This is a genomic window from Tomitella fengzijianii, from assembly GCF_007559025.1.
Lineage (GTDB): Bacteria > Actinomycetota > Actinomycetes > Mycobacteriales > Mycobacteriaceae > Tomitella > Tomitella fengzijianii.
Genome location: NZ_CP041765.1, coordinates 2,036,367 through 2,051,468, shown reverse-complemented (window position 1 = coordinate 2,051,468; position 15,102 = coordinate 2,036,367). Strand labels below are relative to the sequence as shown.

The window sequence follows — 15,102 nt, the reverse complement described above, 5'->3', positions numbered from 1 at the left end:
TCAGGCGCCCCTCACCGGCGGTGCGGACAGGTCGCGGATCTCGACGATGTGGTCGGGCCCCCGCAGGAGGCCGTCCGGCGTGCGGATCTCCGCCACCGGCCCGCCGGCGGCGCCGGGCTCGGCGTGGCCGTTGCCGTCGATCTCGCTCAGGCGGATCGACATGGCGCCGTCGCCCGTGCTCACCTCGACGGTGCGCGCGCCGAGCGGCTTGGCGGCCAGCGCATCCCCGAGCAGCCCCAGGAACAGACGGAACTCGGCCGGTTCCAGCGTGCCCACGTCCGAAAGCCGCACGGGGCCGCCGGTGGCGAGCCGTGCACGCGCCCGCGCGACCTCGCGCACCTCCTGCGCCGCCCGCTCGGAGAGGTGTCGGCGCGCGAGCGAACGGTCGAGCACCTGGGCGGGCCGGCCCCGCCGTTCGTAGCTTCCGGTGCGGCGCAGCCGTGGGCTGATGAGCAGGGGCGGGGCTTCGGCCCACGGCGTCGTCGGGGACACGGGGGAGTGCGAACGCGCCTCGAGAGTCTCGGCGTCCACGCCCAGATGCCGCGACGGTTGCAATCCGAACGCCGAGCGCCAGAGCGTGTGCATCGCCGGCTCGTCCGGCGCCTCCGCGAACCACTGTGCGAGGGCGCGGAAGTCCGCCGCGCGATCCGAGCGGCCGGAGCGCCTGTCGTGCAGCGTCGAGACCACCTGCAGCAGACGGGGGATGGCCGAGCGCGCCTGGCCGCGCAGCACCATCGCCTGGCTGGGGTGGTGGGCGCTGCCGATGAACCAGGCGCGGAATCCCTGCCAACGGTCCCGCCACAGGTCGAGGCTGCGCGCCAGGGCCGCGTCCGTGGCGTCGCGGGAGTCGGCCGGTCCCGGGGCGGTGTCCCGCGTATCCCGCTCGGCGGCCATCCGGAGCAGGCGGTCTACTCCGAGCTCCTCGATCTGCTCGACGAGTCGGGCGATCTCCGCGCCGGTGCCCACCAGGTCCTTGATGAAGCGCTCGAGGTACTCGATGAGGCGCTCCTTGTAGGCGACGAAGGCGTCGGCCTCGGCGTCCCGCACGTCGATGGTCCTCGCGAGGGCGGACATGAAGGCCTGCGCGTTGGCGGCGAGGTCCTCGAACCGGTCGACCAGTGTGCGCAGCGCCAGGTGGGTCGCGCCGGGTGCGGGGGAGTCGGCCGAGGCGAGCGCGTGCAGCTCCCGGAGGCGCCCGGCGATGTCGTCCAGCGCCACCGACTGCAGGGACCCGCGCCGCCCCAGCGCCTCCTCGTAGGTCTGCAGTGCGTCCTCGGCGGCCTGACCGTGGTCGGTCATCTGGTACAGGTAGCGGGCGCGGCGGAACTCCTCCACGCTGGTGACCCGGCCGGTGTCGGGGTCCGAGCGCAGATTGCCCCAATGCTCGAGCGAGGCAAGGGCGCCGTCGAGGGACGGCCCATCGTGCGACGTCCGGGCGTGCTCGGGGAGCATCGCGCGGATGTCCTCCGGCCGCAGGTGCACGATGAATCGGCGCTTGGCCTGCACGAACGTGCCCATGATCGCGCGGTACAGAGGTGCTCCCGGCTGCTGCAGGTGAGCGAACGGCCGGGGGGTGCCGGCCGGTGCGTCCGCCTGGTCCATCGTCGCCTTTCCGTCGGAGCTCCTGCGATGGCGGCCGAGGAACGGCCGAAGACGACAATAGAGGTCCCGGAGCCCTCGCGCCGGGTCAGGCGTCGGCCGTTGTGATCTTGCGCGCGGACGGCCGAGGACGGTCGTTTCGACATGCCGACGGCGCGGCGATCTGATAAGCGCACCCCCAGTCTCCTCCCCGCTCCGGGGGAGAGGATGTGCCTCTCTGCACGCTAGGGATTGCGGAAGCGATCGCGTACGGTCCATCCGCCCCCGCATAGCACGAAACTCGCAGGGTATGGGCGCGGATATCTCCGCCTGTGAGGAACTTGCTGGTTATTCACAGCGTGTCGCACGACGCGGTGGCTTCCGCGATCCCTAGGCCAGAATGAAGGGCATGGGGGATGTCGCGAAGAGGATGTTCATGCTGTTCAGGGCCCTGCAGGAAGGTGAGTGCCACGCGGGGGAGGAGTTGGCGGAAAGGTTCGGCACCAGTACTCGGACGATCCGCAGCGATGTGGCGCGGTTGCGCGCGCTCGGGTTCGAGATCGTCTCGACCCCCGGGCCGCGCGGCGAGTACCGGTTGACCCGCGGAAGGACCATGCCGCCGCTGTTTCTCGACGACGACGAGGCGGTCGCGGCCGCAGTCGGGCTGGCGGTGATCGCGGGCACAGCGGATCCGGCCTCGCCGATCGCCGGCGGCGCATTCGACGTGGCGGCGGCGCGCGCGCTGGCCAAGCTGGAGAGCTTCCTGCCGGAAAGGCTCCACCGGCGCATCGCCGTCGAAGGAGCGCGAATCCAACCGTTGCTCAGCCTGGCTCCGCCCGTCGACGCGGCCCTGCTGGTCACCGTCACCCGGTCGATCGCCGCGCGGTTCCTTTTGAAATGGAGCGCGAAGACCCGCGAGGGGCTGATCCGCTTGGGATTCTTCGAGCCGTACCGTCTGCTCTTCCGGCACCCGCATTGGTACGTGGTGGGTTTCGACCGTCGACACCATGCCTGGACGCTGCAACGGCTCGACGAGGTCGACGCTGCGGGCCCGTCGCGCCGACGCTTCGACCCCCGCCCGCTGCCGCCGGGGCGGCGCGACGACCTGATTCCGCACGTGTACCACGGGTGGCACGACGCCGAGCTGCGGGTCCACGCGCCGCTGCGGGACCTCGAGGAGGCGCTCCGACACGAGGCGGCCGAGGTGGACGCACTGGGCGCCGACGATTTTCTGGTGCGCATCCGCGGCACCCACCGGCACGCGCTGTTGATGCGGCTCGCACTGCACGGCATCGAGTTCCGGGTGGTGTCGCCGGCGGCATTCGCGGACGACTGCCGACGCCTCGCGGAGAAGCTGGCGCGCGCGGCGGGCTAGGTTGGGGGCATGCGCGGTGAGTACAAGGTTCCCGGCGGCAAGCTCGTCGCCGCCGAGGTCGAAGTGGCGGAGGGCCGGCTGTCGCGGGTGCACGTGAGCGGGGACTTCTTCCTCGAGCCCGACGACGCGCTGGAGGACCTGAACGCGGCGGTGACCGGCATGCCCGTCACCGCCGACGCGGCCGCGCTGGGTCAGGCCATCGGCGGGGCGCTCGGGCCGGACGTGTCGATGATCGGCTTCACCCCCGAGTCGGTGGGCATCGCGATCCGGCGCGCGCTCGGCCGCGCCACGGGCTGGCAGGACCACACCTTCGACATCATCGATCCGGTGGTCCTGGACCCGGCGATGCACGTGGCCCTCGACGAGGTGATCAGCCGCGAGGTGGCGTTGGGGGAGCGCCCGCCCACGCTGCGGTTCTGGGACTGGGACTCGCCCCTGGTGGTGATCGGCTCGTTCCAATCGGTGCGCAACGAGGTGGATGAGGCGGCCGCGGAGCGGCACGGCATCGGCATCGTCCGGCGGATCTCCGGGGGCGGCGCCATGTTCATGGAGCCCGGCAATTGCATCACCTACTCACTGGCCGTGCCCGCTTCGTTGGTGGAGGGGCTCAGCTTCGAGCGTTCCTACGCGTTCCTGGACCAGTGGGTGATGGGCGCGCTCGCCGACGTCGGCATCTCCGCCCGCTACGTCCCGCTCAACGACATCGCCTCCGACAAGGGCAAGATCGCCGGCGCCGCGCAGAAGCGGTTCGCCTCCGGCGCCGTCCTGCACCACGTGACGATGGCCTACGACATCGACGCGGAGAAGATGGGGCAGGTGCTGCGGGTGGGCAAGGAGAAGCTCTCCGACAAGGGCATCCGCAGCGCCGCCAAGCGGGTGGATCCGATGCGCTCGCAGACCGGCATGGCGCGCGCAGACATCATCCACGCTTTCGCAGATCATTTCCGGGCCCACTATGCGACCCGCGACGCGGGCTACACCGACGCCGAGCTGGCCCGGGCACGCGAATTGGTGGACACCAAGTTCTCAAGCCGGGAGTGGACGCACCGCGTGCCGTGATCAGGCAGCTGCGGCCTCAGGCGGCGAGTGCGTGCAGGAAGTGCCGCAGATCGCTCCAGTGGCCGCGGGTGCGGGAGAGGTCGTCCGGGAGCAGCGCGATCTGGGCGTGTGCCAGGACCAGTCGTCCTTCGGCCGTCATCGCGTCGCCTCGTCGCTGCACCATGTCATCACCTCCGCAGCCCTGTTTTTTCGGCTGCTCATCGTTTCGGTGCCCCTAGGTTAACAGAAGGTGAACGAAAAGCGTCGACCGGGTGCCGGCGGCGGAACGGAACCGGGCCGGACCCCTGGCGGAGTCCGGCCCGGCGTGCCGTCGACGGGCGCATGCGGCCCGCGCGAAGCAGCGCGTGTTCAGAACAGCGTGTGGATGAAGATTCCGGCGGCGGGGATGGCGAGGAACACCGTGATCACCCATGCCGCCGCGATGGTCTTGTGCTCGGTGGCCACCGCGGCCAGGACCTCGGCGCAGCGCACCGGCAACCACCGGAGGAACGGCAGTCCGTAGATGACGAGGATGCCGACGACGTTGAACAGCAGGTGCACGAATGCCGCCTGGAGCGCCAACTGCGCGTCGCCCCCCGTGACGGCGAACGCCGCCAGGAGCGCCGTCACGGTGGTGCCGATGTTCGCGCCGAGCGTGAGCGGGTAGATCTGCCTGGTGGTGAGCGAACCCGACCCGGCGAACGGAACGAGCATCGAGGTGGTCACCGAGGACGACTGGACCACCGCGGTGACGCCCATGCCGGCGCCCATCGCGACCAGGGGGTTCCCGCCGACGGTGCGCTCGAGGACCGACTTGGCCTTGCCCACCATCAGCACCTGCAGCAGCTTGCCCATGTAGCGGACCGCGAGGAAGATCAGCGCGACGCCCAGCACGATGGTCGCCACGGCGCTGGCTGTGCCGCCGCCGAAGACGCTCAGCGCGCCCTGCATGCCCAGGGCGTCCACCACGGGGCTGGAGACGGCGCCGATGACGTCGGCGTTGTCCGGGTCCGGCAGCACGGTGCCGTACGCGAAGCCGGCCAGCGTCTCGGAGAGCCGCTCGAGCGGGTGGAAGATCATCTCCAGCGGAAGCAGGATGGCGACCGCGATGAGGTTGAAGAAGTCGTGCACCGTCGACGCGGCGAATGCGCGGCGGAACTCGGCCTTGTCGCCCACGTGCCCCAGCGAGGCGAGGGTGTTGGTCACCGAGGTGCCCACGTTGGCGCCCATGATCATCGGGATGGCGACCGACACCGGCATCATCCCCGTGCCCACCGCGGTGACGACGAGGGTCGTGGTGGTGGAGGACGACTGGATGATCGCGGTGACGAGGATGCCGACGAACAGCCCGATGATCGGGTTGGTGGCGAAGTCGAACAGGTTCTCCGCAGTGCCGGCGCCGAGTCCGTTGAAGCCGTCGCCGATGACGCCGATCGCGCACACCAGCAGGTAGAGCATTGCGGCCACGCCCAGCCAGCGGGTGACGGTGGCCCTGCGGCCGGGAACCGGTGGCGTGGTGGGGGCCTGCGACGGAGCAGGCGCGGCCGGCGGTGCCTGCGTCGTGCCCTGCCGGGCGGGAGTCTCATCCGCCATGGTCGAAGAGAGGACCGTTCCTCCCGCGCGGCGGCCGGCTTCCAGCATCGACGACTCCTGTGTCGTAGTCGGTGTTCCAGTCGGTTCATCCGTGATGCTGGCAGCGGAAGGTGAACGAACGGCAAACTCGAGGATGCCGTGGGGTGTCGGGGTCGCGTACTCTTCGGGACTTTCCGTCAGGCGGCCATCCGGGGGTGGGACGACGGTCACTTTCGGGGCGTCCCGGCGGGGGAGGCCACTCGGATTCCCCCGCCGGGACGGTCAGGCCGGGGCGGGCAGCAGCGCCACGCGGCCGTGCCGGCGGAACTCCTCTTCGATGGCGTCGCGGCCCTCCGCGTCCAGCGGGACGTAGCGGTCGGTCCGGTCCACCCGGACGTAGACGGGGTCGACGGTGTTCCAGGCCGAGGCGCGCAGCGGCCCCTTGTTCACCTTGCCGCTACCGGTGAGCGGGGTGCGGTCGATGATCCGCACGTAGGTCGGCCACCACTTGGCGCTCATCTCCGGCTGGGCGGACAGGAAGCCGCCGAACGCCTCCGCGTCGAACGCCCGCCCCTCCGCCATCTCCACGGCGCACATCACCCGGTCGCCGGTGCGCGGGTCCGGCACGGCGAACACCGGCGCGGACGCGATGCCCGGCATCCGCTGGACCATGCGCTCCACGGGGGCGGCGGAGAAGTTCTCGCTGTCGACGCGCAGCCTGTCCGACGACCGGCCGGCGAAATAGAAGTATCCGTCGGCGTCGCGGTAGCCGAGGTCGCCGGACCAGAAGTCGGCGCCGCGCACCCGCTCCGCCATCGCCCCCGGGTTCTTGTAGTAGCCCTCGAAGGTGTGGGCGAGGCCGACGGCGACGATCTCGCCGATCGCGCCGGAGTCGAGCAGGCGACCCGACTCGTCGAACCGTGCACGCGGGCATTCCCGCCCCGACGACTCGTCGAGGATCCGCACGTCGACACCCGACGCGGGCAGACCGAGTGCGCCGGCAGGGGTTTCCGGGGTGCGCCCGATGCGGAACACGCCCTCGGACAGGCCGTACCCCTCGCGGACCGTGCAGCCGAAACGCCGGGCGAACCGCTGCGCGTCGGCCTCCGACGCCTCGGTGCCGTAGGCCAGCTCCAGGGTGCTCGCCTGGTCACGCGGATCCTCCGGCGTGCTGAGCACGTAGGACAGGGCGCGGCCCACATAGTTGACGAACGTGGCGCCGAAGCGGTGGATGTCGGCGGAGAAGCCGCTGGCGGAGAATTTGCGGGCCATGCCCACGGTGGCGCCCACCCGCATGGCCGTGGCCAGGTTCATCATGACGGCATTGCCGTGGAACAGCGGCATGCACAGGTAGGTGACGGAATCCGGACGCAGCTCGACCCGCTCGATCAGCGCGTCGGCGAGCCGGCCCAGGCGGCCCTGGCCCACGATCACGGCCTTGGGCGCACCGGTGGATCCGGAGCTGAACAGCAGCAGCGCCATGTGTTCGGGCGCGGCCGACTCCGCCGGCAGGGGTGCGCCGCGATGCGGGGCGAGCGCCGCCGCGTAGTCGTCGCGGTCGACGTTGAACACCAGGTGCCCGGGCACCCCGTGGCCGGTGCCGGTGATCAGATGCGCGAGGCGGTCTTCAGTGACGATCACGTCGATGTCCGCGTGCCGGATGTCCTGCGCGAGTTCGGGTCCGCTGCGGCTGGCGTTGATGCCGACGACCACGGCCCCGGACAGCGACGCCGCGCACAGCCAGAAGACGAAATCGGGCACGTTCTCCAGCAGCACGCCCACGTGCACCTGTCGTCCTCCGGGCGCGGCGGGGACCGCCGAATCCAGCAGTGCCGCGCGGTCCGCGCCCTCCTGCACCACCTCGCGCCACGTCCACGAGCGATCCTCGAAGAGCAGGCCCGTGCTGTCGTCGTCCGCGCGCGAGCGCACCACCTCGGCGAACGTCGCCGCGGCGTTCGTCCGTCCGGCGTCGGTCTTCCCAGTACCCAACTCGGTCTGCCTCCTCGATCGGCGGTCCTGCGTGCGCCTGCCGCACCACCACCGTGTTACCCGGTGCGTCGAGGCCCGTCCGCTTGTTTATCCGCAGGCCGGGACGCGGACTGGACGGGGGGCCGGACGGCCGGCTCACAGGTTCTGAAGGGCGGCTCAGGAGCTTCTGACGTCGCGCCGCAGTGGGTGGTCCTCCGGGATCTGCACGACAGCGATGCGCACCCCGTCCGGGTCGGCGATCCACATTTCGATCAGCCCCCATGGCTCGGTGCGCGGCTCGCGCAGGACCGTCACCCCGGCCGCGGCCAGGCGGGCATGTTCGGCCTCGACGTCGCGGACCTGCATCCACAACTCCATGCCCGCACGCGCGCCCGCCGGCCCACCCCCCGAAACCTCCAGCAGCGCGCCGCCGAGGAAGAACACGACCCCCGGATGTGCGGGCGGCCCGAACTCGCGGGCGACCGCCAGGCCGAGCGTGTCCCGATAGAACGACTGCGACGCGGACAGGTCCGACGGCCGCAGCAGGATCCTTCCGCTGAGTACCTCCATGCCCCCATTCTGCAGCGCGCCGGTGCCCGGTGCGCCGGAACGGATCGTCGTGCCCGCGCGACGCCGGGGAGGGCCGATAGGCTCGGATGCGGAACCGGTGCAAGCGGAAAGGTGCTCGAGTGCCCATGGCCCATTCGCAGTTCGTCAACAGCCCCAGGTCCTTCGTCGCCGACGCGATCCGCGGTCTCGTGGCCGCCACTGACGACCTGGCCTGGCACCCCGACCCCGGATACCTGACGCGCCGGGCCCCTCTCACACCCGGCCGGGTCGCTGTGCTCTCCGGCGGCGGGTCGGGGCATGAGCCGATGCACGCGGGCTTCATCGGGCGCGGCATGCTCGCCGGCGCGTGCCCGGGCCTGGTGTTCACGTCGCCGAACGCGCTGCAGATCGACGCGGCGACCCGCGCGGTGGACGCCGGCGCCGGGGTGGTGCACGTGGTGAAGAACTACACCGGCGACGTGCTCAACTTCCGCATCGCCGCCGACCTGGCCCGCGAGCACGGCGTCGCCGTCGAACACGTGCTGGTGGCCGACGACGTGGCCAGCGACAAGGGCACCGACGAGTCGGGGGAGGCCGTCGGACCGGGCATGCGGGGCACCGCGGCGACCATCGCCGTGGAGAAGGTCTGCGGGGCATCGGCCGCGCGGGGCGACGAGCTGGCCGCCGTGGCGGCGCTGGGCCGGCGGGTGGCGGACGGCGCGCGCAGCATGGCGGTGGCCCTGCGACCGTGCACGCTGCCCGGCGCGGAGGAACCGTCGTTCGACCTGCCGGAGGGACAGATCGAGATCGGCATCGGCATCCACGGCGAACGGGGCACCGAACGCCGCGACGCGATGCGCGCGCACGAGCTGGTGCCGTTGCTCGCGGACCGAGTGCTCGACGCGCTGCCGCCCGCGGACGACGACAGGCTGATCGCGATCGTCAATGGCCTCGGCGCCACGCACCCGCTGGAGCTGCAGCTGCTCTACGGCGAGCTGCACGAACACCTTGCGCACCGCGGGCTGGTCGTCGCGCGCGCGATCGTCGGCTCGTTCACCACCGCGCTGGACATGGCGGGCGCGTCGATCACGCTGATCCGCTGCGACGACGAGATCCTGGAACTGTGGGACGCGGACACCGACGCACCCGCCTGGCCCAACGCGCCCTCGCGCCGCGTGCACACCGCCGGTTCCGCTGGCGCCGCCGCGCCCCCCTCGGGCGGGGGTGCGGCCCCGGGCGACGAGTCGGCCGGCGGCGCATCGGCGACCGACGGCCCGGACGTCCGGCCGACCGGCTTCGGGGCCGTCGGGGAGTGGCTCGGCGCCTGGGCTGGCCGGGTCATCGACGAGGAGCCGGCGCTCACCCGTCTGGACCGGCAGGCGGGTGACGGCGACTTCGGCACCAACATGGTCGCGGCGCTCGACACCCTCGACCTCGACGCGCTGCGCACCGCGTCCTCGCCGGAGCGGGCCTTCACCGCGGTCTCGGACGCGTATCTGGGCCACGCGGGCGGCACGTCGGGCGCCCTGTTCGGCGTGTGGTTCCGCCGGCTCGCCGGCGCCGCCGGGGCTACTGCCGGGTCCGGACCCGCCGGGTTCACCGTCGCGGACCTCGCCCGCGGCGCGCGCTCAGGGCTCGACGCCATCACGGCGCTCGGCGGCGCGCAGCCCGGCGACAAGACGATGATCGACGCGCTCGACCCGGCGGTGCGGGCCCTCGAAGAGGGAGTGGGGAACGCGTCCTCCCCGGCCACGGTTCTCTCCTCGGCGGCGGATGCGGCGGCGCGCGGGGCGGAATCCACCGCGGGGATCACCGCCCGGCGCGGGCGCGCCAGCTACATCGGCGAGGCCGCCCGCGGCGTCATCGACCCGGGCGCCCTGGTCATGGCGTGGCTGTTCGAGGAGGCGGCGCGGGCGGCATGACGGTCAGGGCCGGGGGATGTTGCGCAGGTTGGACCGGGCCAGGCTGACGGCCTCGCCCATGCCCCCGCCGACGACCACCTTGGACATCGCCAGCGCGAACCCCTTGATCTGTGCGCCGGTGACAGTGGGCGGCATCGACAGGGCCCGCGGATCGGTGATCACCTGCACCAGCGCCGGGCCGTCGACGGCCATCGCGTGTTCGAGCGCGCCGTGCACGTCCTCCGGCTTGTCCACGCGCCGCGCGTCGATGCCGGCCGCCGCGGCGATGCCCCGGAAATCCACCTGCGGCACGTCCACACCGAAGTCCGGCAACCCGTCCACCAGCATCTCCGCCTTGACCATGCCCAGCGTGGAATTGTCGAACACGACGATCTTGACTGGGATGCGGTACGCGCCCACGGTGATCAGCTCGGACAGCAGCATCGACAGCCCGCCGTCGCCGGAGATCGACACCACCTGACGGCCGGGGTGCGCCAGCTGCACGCCGATGCAGTGCGGCAGCGCGTTGGCCATTGAACCGTGCAGCGACGATGCGAGGAACCGCCGCCGCCCGTTGGGGGTGAGGTAGCGCGCGGCCCACACGTTGCACATGCCCGTGTCCGCGGAGAAGACCGCGTCGTCGGCGGCCACCTCGTCGAGGATCGAGGCCACGTACTCGGGGTGGATCGGCACGAGATGCTCGACGTCCTGCGTGTAGGCGCCGACGGACTTCGTCATGATCGCGTCGTGCCGCTTGCGCCAGCGCTCCAGGTAGCCGCGGTCGGTCTTGCGGCGGATCCGCGGCAGCAGCGCCCGCACGGTGGCCCCCACATCGCCGTGCACGGGGAACTGCACCGGGGTGCGCCGCCCGATCACCGAGGCGCAGGTGTCCACCTGGGCGGTGGCGACGTCGTCGGGCAGGAACTGCGAATAGGGGAAGTCGGTGCCGAGCAGGATCAGCAGGTCGGCGTCGTGGATGCCGGCGTGCGCGGCGCCGTAGCCCAGCAGCCCCGTCATGCCCACGTCGAACGGGTTGTCGTACTGGATGAAGTCCTTGCCGCGCAGCGAGTGTCCCACCGGCGCGCCCAGGGCGTCGGCGAGCGCCACCACCTCGTCGTGCGCGTCGCGGGCGCCGTAGCCGGCGAAGATCGCGACCTTCTCCGCCGAATTCACGGCGTCGGCGAGCATGCGCACGGCGTCGTCGTCCGGCACCAGGGTGGAGGGGAACGGCAGGGCGACCGGCGGCAGCGGCGCCGTGGCCGGCTGCGAGGCGATGTCGCCGGGCAGCGTCACCACCGCCACGCCGTCGTCGGCCGAGGCCGCCTGGATGGCCGCGCGGAACAGGTGCGGCGCCTGATCGGTGGTGGAAACGAGCTCGCAGTACAGCGAGCACTCGACGAAGAGCCGGTCCGGGTGGGTCTCCTGGAAGTACCCGCGCCCGATCTCGGTGCTGGGGATGTGCGAGGCGATGGCCAGGACGGGGGCGCCGGAGCGGTGCGCGTCGTAGAGCCCGTTGATCAGGTGCAGATTGCCCGGCCCGCACGAGCCGGCGCACACCGCCAGCCGGCCCGTCGTCTGCGCCTCGGCCGATGCCGCGAACGCCGCCGCCTCCTCGTGGCGCACGTGCACCCAATCGATCCCGCCGTGCGCCGCGCCCCCGGTGCGCCGCACCGCGTCGACGACGGGGTTGAGGCTGTCGCCGACGATGCCGTAGATGCGGCGCACACCCGCGTCGACGAGGGACTGCACGAGCTGGTCTGCGACTGTCCTGGCCATGGCGGATCCTTGCGTAGGGCGCGGGGATGTGCCGCCACGCTAACCGGAGCCCTCACCGCGCGGTGGCGGTTTCGGCGGAGGGCGCGCGGATCAGACCCGTGTCGGCGCGCGCCTGTTGGTTCGCCGCGCGCGCATTGCCCCGGCGTGTCGTGGCAATCGGCGCGCGGGGCGGCGGCGGGTCACCTGTGCACGGCGGCCACCTGCTCATGCCGTCCGCTCACCGCGTCCGCCCACCCCGCCAGCTCACCCCCCGACCCGCACCGCATCGCCGACCTCCACCGTCGCCGGCCGGTGCACGTCGGCGTAGATCCCGAGCGCAGGGGCGGGAGCGGTGCCGTAGCCGACGTCGCGCCGGTGCCGGGCCGCGATCCGGCGCAGCGCGGTCCGGTCGCGCTCGACGGTGCCGTGCTGCAGGGTCACCATGACGCACCGGCCGACGGGGATCGTCGGGGTGAGTCCCAGCGCGCCCGCCTCGATCGGGCCGCCCAGCCAGGTGTCCTCCACATAGCCGTCGTCCCAGTCGTCGCCGCCCACCACGATGTTGGGGCGGAACCTGCGCACCGCGGCCCGGATCGGGGTGTCGTCGTCGATCAGCCGGCGCACGCTCGAGGTGGTGACGATGTGCACGGGTGCGAGGTCGTAGTACCGGCCGCGGCCGCCGCCGGTGGGCACGGCGCCCACGGGGACCGAGGATCCCGCGTCCTGCGCGGCCCGGGCCGACGAGTACTCGATGGCCTTCTCCATGCCCTCATGCGTCTCGGGCGCCCACTCCATCTCCATCGTCATCCCGCCGGGCGGAACGGCGGACGAATACTGCAGCCGCAGCGGGCGGCCGCAGAGCTCGGAGAGCCGGGCGAGGGTGGCCGGGTCGTCGCCCGCAGACTCGGCGCCGTCGGGCGTGGTGATGCGCAGGGCGGCCGGGTCGGCAGGGTCGGCGCCGGGGTCCAGGCGTGCGGAGCACTGCAGCAGCGCGCCCCACACCCGGGTGCGCTTGGCGCTCGCCACCGTCCCGTTGGATTCGTCGACGATGGCCCACCGGTGATCGCCCGCGAGCCCGTCCCGGTGCACCTGCGCGCTGGTGAGCCGCTCGCCGCCGAGCGATTTGACGGGGTACCGCCAGATCTCCGTGACCCGCAGGTGCTCGTCCGCTGAACTCATCCGTACCCGTCTCCGTCCCCGCCGCGAACCGGCGCGGCGCATGCATCGTGTGCGCACCGTATCCGCGCGGCCGCGCGTCGTTGTGCTGCGGGTCTCACCGCGGTGCGCCGACGCGGGGTGCGCGGACGTCCCGGGTGCACGGCCCGCGCACGCGCAGCGGCCGGTCGCTCCGTAAGATCGGCGGGGTGTGGCGTGACCAGGCGCCACCCGCGGAGTGGACTCACCATGGAGAGGACAGCAGTGCTGCGCACCCACGAGGCCGGTTCCCTGCGAGCCGAGCACGCCGATTCGACCGTCACGCTCACCGGCTGGGTGGCGCGTCGCCGTGACCACGGCGGCGTGATCTTCATCGACCTGCGCGATTCCTCCGGCGTGGCCCAGGTGGTGTTCCGCGAGAGCGCGGTGGCGGAGGCGGCGCACCGCCTGCGTTCGGAGTTCTGCGTGAAGGTCACCGGCAGGGTGGAGATCCGCCCCGAGGGCAACGAGAACCCGGAGCTGCCCACCGGCGCCATCGAGGTCAACGCCTCCGCACTCGAGGTGCTCTCGGAAGCGGCCGCGCTGCCGTTCCAGCTCGACGACAACCCGGGCGAGGAGGCGCGCCTGCGCTACCGCTACCTGGACCTGCGCCGCGAGGGCCCGGGCGCGGCGCTGCGCCTGCGCTCCAAGGTCAACGCCGCGGCACGCCGGGTGCTCGAGAGCCACGACTTCGTCGAGATCGAGACGCCGACCATGACGCGCTCCACCCCCGAGGGCGCCCGCGACTTCCTGGTGCCGGCACGGCTGCGCCCCGGCACCTTCTACGCGCTGCCGCAGAGCCCCCAGCTGTTCAAGCAGCTGCTCATGGTCGCGGGTATGGAGCGGTACTACCAGATCGCCCGGTGCTACCGCGACGAGGACTTCCGCGCCGACCGCCAGCCCGAGTTCACCCAGCTCGACGTCGAGATGAGCTTCGTCGACCAGGAGGACGTGATCGCCCTGGCCGAGCAGATCCTCGCCGGGCTGTGGGCGGTCAAGGGGATCACGCTCGACGCCCCGTTCCCGCGGCTGACCTACGTCGAGTCCATGCGCCGCTACGGATCCGACAAGCCTGATCTGCGTTTCGACATCGAGCTGGTCGAGTGCGCCGACTACTTCAAGGACACCACCTTCCGCGTGTTCCAGTCGGAGTACGTGGGCGCCGTGGTGATGCCGGGCGGTGCGGGCCAGCCCCGCCGCCAGCTCGACGCGTGGCAGGAGTGGGCCAAGCAGCGCGGCGCCAAGGGGCTGGCCTACGTGCTGGTGCAGGAGGACGGGACCCTGGGCGGCCCGGTCGCCAAGAACATCACCGAGGCCGAGCGTGCGGGGCTGGCGGCCCACGTCGGCGCCGCGCCCGGGGACTGCATCTTCTTCGCCGCCGGCGCCACCAAGCCGATGCGCGCGCTGCTGGGCGCTGCACGCGGCGAGATCGCCCGCAAGCTCGACCTGATCGACCCGGACGCCTGGGCGTTCGTGTGGGTGGTCGACGCGCCGATGTTCGAGCCCGCGTCCGACGCGACCGCAGAGGGTGACGTGGCGCTGGGCCACAGCGCCTGGACCGCGGTGCACCACGCGTTCACCTCGCCCAAGCCGGAGTTCCTGGACAGCTTCGACACGGACCCGGGTTCGGCGCTGGCCTACGCCTACGACATCGTCTGCAACGGCAACGAGATCGGCGGCGGCTCCATCCGCATCCACCGCAAGGACATCCAGGAGAGGGTGTTCGCGGTGATGGGCATCGGCGAGGAGGAGGCCAGGGAGAAGTTCGGTTTCCTGCTCGACGCGTTCTCCTACGGCGCACCCCCGCACGGCGGCATCGCCTTCGGCTGGGACCGGATCACCGCGCTGCTGGCCGGTGTCGACTCGATCCGCGAGGTCATCGCGTTCCCCAAGTCGGGCGGCGGGGTGGATCCGCTCACCGACGCACCTGCGCCGATCACCGCCGAGCAGCGCGCGGAGTCCGGCATCGACTACGAGCCGGAGGACGAGTCCGCTGACCCGGGGTCCGCCGACCGGGGATCCGACGCCGCCGGGGCGTGAGCCGGCGGAACGCGCCGGAAGCCGCCGGAACGGGGCGGATGCCCCGTGTCCGGGGTAGCGTCGCAGGCGCGACGACGACGGAACGCGTTCGGTATCGAATCGTGATCCGCGCCGACTAGATTTGACAGGTGC

At 72.1% G+C, this 15,102-nt stretch carries 11 protein-coding genes; 4 read left to right on the top strand and 7 right to left on the bottom strand.

All coding sequences use genetic code 11. The features are described 5' to 3' along the window. The gene (locus FO059_RS09300) at positions 1–1,602 is read right to left on the bottom strand and encodes a TIGR02677 family protein (RefSeq protein WP_143908221.1); all 1,602 of its coding nucleotides are present in this window, start codon (positions 1,600–1,602) and stop codon (positions 1–3) included. A gap of 385 nt (positions 1,603–1,987) precedes the next feature. Here FO059_RS09300 and FO059_RS09295 point away from each other — a divergent pair, with 385 nt between their 5' ends. Further along, entirely contained in the window at positions 1,988–2,953 is a 966-nt protein-coding gene (locus FO059_RS09295) for a helix-turn-helix transcriptional regulator (protein WP_158726495.1), read from the top strand. Positions 2,954–2,962: 9 nt separating this feature from the next. Next, a complete protein-coding gene (locus tag FO059_RS09290) occupies positions 2,963–4,012 on the top strand; it encodes a lipoate--protein ligase family protein (protein ID WP_143908217.1) in 1,050 nt (349 codons plus the stop codon). Positions 4,013–4,028: 16 nt separating this feature from the next. On the opposite strand, the gene FO059_RS18355 is transcribed toward FO059_RS09290, so the two are convergent. The 4 genes from FO059_RS18355 to FO059_RS09275 all read right to left on the bottom strand — a co-directional run bounded on the left by FO059_RS18355 (position 4,029) and on the right by FO059_RS09275 (position 8,101). Further along, a complete protein-coding gene (locus tag FO059_RS18355; RefSeq protein WP_158726496.1) occupies positions 4,029–4,175 on the bottom strand; it encodes a hypothetical protein in 147 nt (48 codons plus the stop codon). Between the two features lie 185 nt (positions 4,176–4,360). After that, positions 4,361–5,584, bottom strand: coding sequence for a Na/Pi symporter (locus tag FO059_RS09285; protein ID WP_143908215.1), 1,224 nt, complete (start codon positions 5,582–5,584; stop codon positions 4,361–4,363). 261 nt (positions 5,585–5,845) lie between these two features. Next, the gene (locus tag FO059_RS09280; RefSeq protein WP_143908213.1) at positions 5,846–7,552 is read right to left on the bottom strand and encodes an AMP-binding protein; all 1,707 of its coding nucleotides are present in this window, start codon (positions 7,550–7,552) and stop codon (positions 5,846–5,848) included. A 156-nt stretch (positions 7,553–7,708) separates the two neighbouring features. Continuing rightward, positions 7,709–8,101, bottom strand: coding sequence for a VOC family protein (locus FO059_RS09275; RefSeq protein ID WP_143908211.1), 393 nt, complete (start codon positions 8,099–8,101; stop codon positions 7,709–7,711). A 125-nt stretch (positions 8,102–8,226) separates the two neighbouring features. Between FO059_RS09275 and FO059_RS09270 the strand changes: the two genes are divergently transcribed. Further along, positions 8,227–10,002: a dihydroxyacetone kinase family protein gene (locus FO059_RS09270; protein ID WP_143908209.1), complete on the top strand. Its 1,776-nt coding sequence runs from the start codon at positions 8,227–8,229 to the stop codon at positions 10,000–10,002. Between the two features lie 3 nt (positions 10,003–10,005). On the opposite strand, the gene FO059_RS09265 is transcribed toward FO059_RS09270, so the two are convergent. Next, on the bottom strand, positions 10,006–11,757 hold the full coding sequence (locus FO059_RS09265; protein ID WP_143908207.1) for a pyruvate dehydrogenase: 1,752 nt from the start codon (positions 11,755–11,757) through the stop codon (positions 10,006–10,008). A gap of 243 nt (positions 11,758–12,000) precedes the next feature. Then, positions 12,001–12,915, bottom strand: a complete 915-nt coding sequence (locus tag FO059_RS09260) for an MOSC domain-containing protein (protein WP_158726497.1) — start codon at positions 12,913–12,915, stop codon at positions 12,001–12,003. Positions 12,916–13,155: 240 nt separating this feature from the next. Between FO059_RS09260 and aspS the strand changes: the two genes are divergently transcribed. Next, entirely contained in the window at positions 13,156–14,970 is a 1,815-nt protein-coding gene (gene aspS, locus FO059_RS09255; protein WP_143910611.1) for an aspartate--tRNA ligase, read from the top strand. Positions 14,971–15,102 lie beyond the last annotated feature (132 nt).

Coding starts and splice junctions, on each gene's coding strand:
- FO059_RS09300 (WP_143908221.1), bottom strand. CDS start 1,602: ATGGACCAGGCGGACGCACCGGCCGGCACCCCCCGGCCGTTCGCTCAC.
- FO059_RS09295 (WP_158726495.1), top strand. CDS start 1,988: ATGGGGGATGTCGCGAAGAGGATGTTCATGCTGTTCAGGGCCCTGCAG.
- FO059_RS09290 (WP_143908217.1), top strand. CDS start 2,963: ATGCGCGGTGAGTACAAGGTTCCCGGCGGCAAGCTCGTCGCCGCCGAG.
- FO059_RS18355 (WP_158726496.1), bottom strand. CDS start 4,175: ATGGTGCAGCGACGAGGCGACGCGATGACGGCCGAAGGACGACTGGTC.
- FO059_RS09285 (WP_143908215.1), bottom strand. CDS start 5,584: ATGGCGGATGAGACTCCCGCCCGGCAGGGCACGACGCAGGCACCGCCG.
- FO059_RS09275 (WP_143908211.1), bottom strand. CDS start 8,101: ATGGAGGTACTCAGCGGAAGGATCCTGCTGCGGCCGTCGGACCTGTCC.
- FO059_RS09270 (WP_143908209.1), top strand. CDS start 8,227: ATGGCCCATTCGCAGTTCGTCAACAGCCCCAGGTCCTTCGTCGCCGAC.
- FO059_RS09265 (WP_143908207.1), bottom strand. CDS start 11,757: ATGGCCAGGACAGTCGCAGACCAGCTCGTGCAGTCCCTCGTCGACGCG.
- FO059_RS09260 (WP_158726497.1), bottom strand. CDS start 12,915: ATGAGTTCAGCGGACGAGCACCTGCGGGTCACGGAGATCTGGCGGTAC.